At 66.6% G+C, this 2,927-nt stretch carries 3 protein-coding genes and 1 riboswitch; all 3 genes read right to left on the reverse strand.

The features are described from left to right. Positions 1–1,447 (reverse strand): TonB-dependent receptor plug domain-containing protein (locus ACO41U_RS10220; RefSeq protein WP_485943714.1); only part of this gene is annotated, 1,447 nt, incomplete at its 3' end. Between the two features lie 110 nt (positions 1,448–1,557). Further along, positions 1,558–1,730: riboswitch (cobalamin riboswitch) on the reverse strand. An 83-nt stretch (positions 1,731–1,813) separates the two neighbouring features. Further along, entirely contained in the window at positions 1,814–2,170 is a 357-nt protein-coding gene (locus ACO41U_RS10225; protein WP_485943717.1) for an energy transducer TonB, read from the reverse strand. A 437-nt stretch (positions 2,171–2,607) separates the two neighbouring features. Next, a partial coding sequence (locus ACO41U_RS10230) for an ExbD/TolR family protein (protein ID WP_485943719.1) occupies positions 2,608–2,927 on the reverse strand: 320 nt, incomplete at its 5' end.

The following is a 2,927-nucleotide window of genomic DNA, read 5'->3' on the forward strand; positions in this document are numbered from 1 at the left end:
CCTCCCCGCCCCACAGCTGCCCCTTCCAGGCCAGTCCGACGTCCCACTGCGTCCCCCTCTCCCACCTCAGGCTGGGGTTGGGGATGACAAACGCCCCGTCTCCGTAGAGCTCATAGAGGTTGGGGGCCCGGTTGTACGTTCCGCCCGTCAGTTTCAGGGCCCATTCCCGGCTCATCCTCCAGTCCAGCGCCGCCCCCCACGAGAACTCCGTGCGGCCGTCGGCGGCGTTCCAGCGCACCACCGGGGTCAGCCATAGGTCGTCCCCTCTGCCCAACCCGATGGTGTCCTGGACCTGGGCGTTCCAACTGTAGCGGTTGTGCTCCCGAAATCCGCGCATCTTCTTCACGATGTCCCCATCCGTTTTCAGGGTCTCGTCGTAGTAGTTCCAGAGGAACTCCAGCAGGTGGTGGTCCCCGACGGGCAGCGCACCGTCCAGGGCGAAGCTCAGGCGGTCCGTGTCGTAGCGGTTGTGCTGCTCGCCCCAGCCCCCGATCGTGTCCGCCGGGTCGTCGTACCTCTTGCTCTGCCCCAGGTACTCCGCGCGGAACCCCCACTCCAGGTCACCCCAGGTCTGGCGCCGCGCCAGGACCACGTTCCACTGGTCGACGCGGAAGTCCGCGCCCCGCGGACTCTCCTGCTTGTCCGCTCCGGGAGCCGGGTAAGGCAGCGCGCGGTCGTTGCGCTTCCAGCCGCCCTCGACGCGCCAGTGGTCGTCGTTCCACTTCAGCAGCACGTCCGTGTTTGCATAACGATTGTTCTCGCGCTCCGCCTCGTAATCGTCGGTCGGGGTGTAGGGGGTGTTGTTGTCGTTGGGATATTTGAAATCGCCGTCGGTGCGGTCGTGGTTGACGCCCAGGAACAGGCTGCCGCTGCCAAGCGGCGCGTCCCAGGCCAGGCCGGCCCGTGCCCGTCCCCAGGAGCCCGCCCCGAGCGAGAGGGTCCCGCCGGACTTTTCGGGCTTCTTCGTGACGATGTTGATGACGCCGCCCATGGAGGCCCCCCCGAACCGGGAGGGAATGTAGCCGCGGTAGACCTCGATGCGCTCGACGTTCTCGACGGGGATCGTGGAGAGGTCCACCGCCGCCTCGCTGCCCAGGTTCATCAGGACCCCGTCCACGTAGACCGCCACCTGTGCGGCGCTGCTGCCGCGGATGGAGGCCACCGTATAGGCCCCGCGCCCCTTGGTCTCCACGACGTGAAGGCCCGGAACCTGCTTCAGGAGCTCCGGAAGGTTCTTCTGCTCCCCCTTCATCTCCTGGGGGCGCACCACCGTCACCGATCCCGGAGAGAGAAGCAGCTTGTCCTCGCCCTCCACGGGGGAAGCGACGACCCGCTCCTCGGGGAGCTCCGTCGTCCCCAGGACGGGGTCCGCGAGACCCAGCACGAAAACGGGGGCAAGGGCGAAGAACAAAAGGGTGAAGGCAGGGGAAGGGGGTCCGACCTTCATCGGCGCGCATCTCCTCTCTTCATATTAAACAACAGGAGGAGCCCTTCGAGGACTCCTCCCACATACCCGACTCCAGAAACACATTGCCGACACCCGTCCCCCGAGGCGTTCGGCAAAACGGACGTTCGACAGGTCTCCTGACTTGCGGTCCTCCTACTCCCGAGCCTTCTCGTCCCGGCCACGGCCGGAGAACAATGACATCCATCGGTTTCGTCGCGCTTACAGTGGCGGGGCCGTTCCGGATTCGCACCGGATTCCCTGCGCCGAACTCCGCGTGAATATTCATGTGTATTTTGCAGCGGTATTATACCGCAAAAAAAAGAGCAATGTAACCCTTCTTTTCGAAGTGCTGAATGATCGCTGCTTTTAACGCTCCAGGCGAAAGCTGACGGGCACCCGGGCACGTATCCGCCCGGGGTGGTCGAACCGCCAGGTCCGCACCGCGCGCAGCGCGGCCTCGTCCAGCCGGGGGTACCCGCTCCCGCGCTCTACCTGCGCGTCGGTCACGCGCCCCGACTGGATGGTGATGAGGATCGTCAGCCGCCCCTCCTCTCGACGTTTGCGCGAAAAGAGAGGATACTCCGGCGGCGTTCTGGAGAGAATCCTGAGCGTCCCCACGTCCACGGGGCCCGTCTCGGCCCCCGGACCGGAGGACGTGCCCTCGCCGCTCCCCACAGCGCCGCTCCGTCCGCCACCGAGGCCGGAGCCTCCGGCGTTCAGCATAGGGGCCCGACCCCGCACTACGGTCGGGTCTTCGCTTGGCGCTTCACGCACCGCGGGGTCGGCAACAGGTTTGGGCTTGGGTTTTGGCGTAGGTTCAGGCTTCGCTTTGGAAGCGGGTTTTCGCTGTGGTTTGGGACTCTGCTTCGATTTTTTCGCGGAATCGGCTTTCTTCCGGGGATTGATCTCACCCATGGGTTCGTCCTCCTGAAGCGAAGTGAACGGTGAAGACGGAAGAACGGGATGCGCCTCGTTCCCCTGAGAACCGCCCCCAGCCGGGCGGGGTGGACCGGGGACGCGCACCGGCCGAGCCAGGGTGAGCCTCATGGCGGGACGGGACTCGGTGACGTTCAGGCCGATGGGAAGGAGAAAGAGCACCGCGTGGAAGGCCAGACTGAGGGCTGCGGGAAGCGCCCACCGACGGATATCTGAGCAGCGACTCATGGCACTGCGACGCCCCGAAGAGCCAGGCCCGCGCGGTCCAGCCCCTCGTGCCGAAGGAGCTCCAGGAGCTCCGCGACCGCCCCGTAGGGAGCCGCACGGTCGCCCGCCAGCAGGATGTCCCGGCTCTCGGCCACGGCGCGGGCCGCCAGGGCGGGCACGTCCGCACTCGCAGCCGGGGTCCCGTCCCAGAGGACCGTGCCGTCCGCTTTCACCGAGACCAGCAAGGTCCTGTCCTCCCTCGGCGGAGTTCCCTCCCCCCGGGGCAGGTCCACCTCCACCCGCCCCTGCACGAAGCTCGTCGTCAGGACAAAGAAGA

The organism is Fretibacterium sp., from assembly GCF_057312375.1.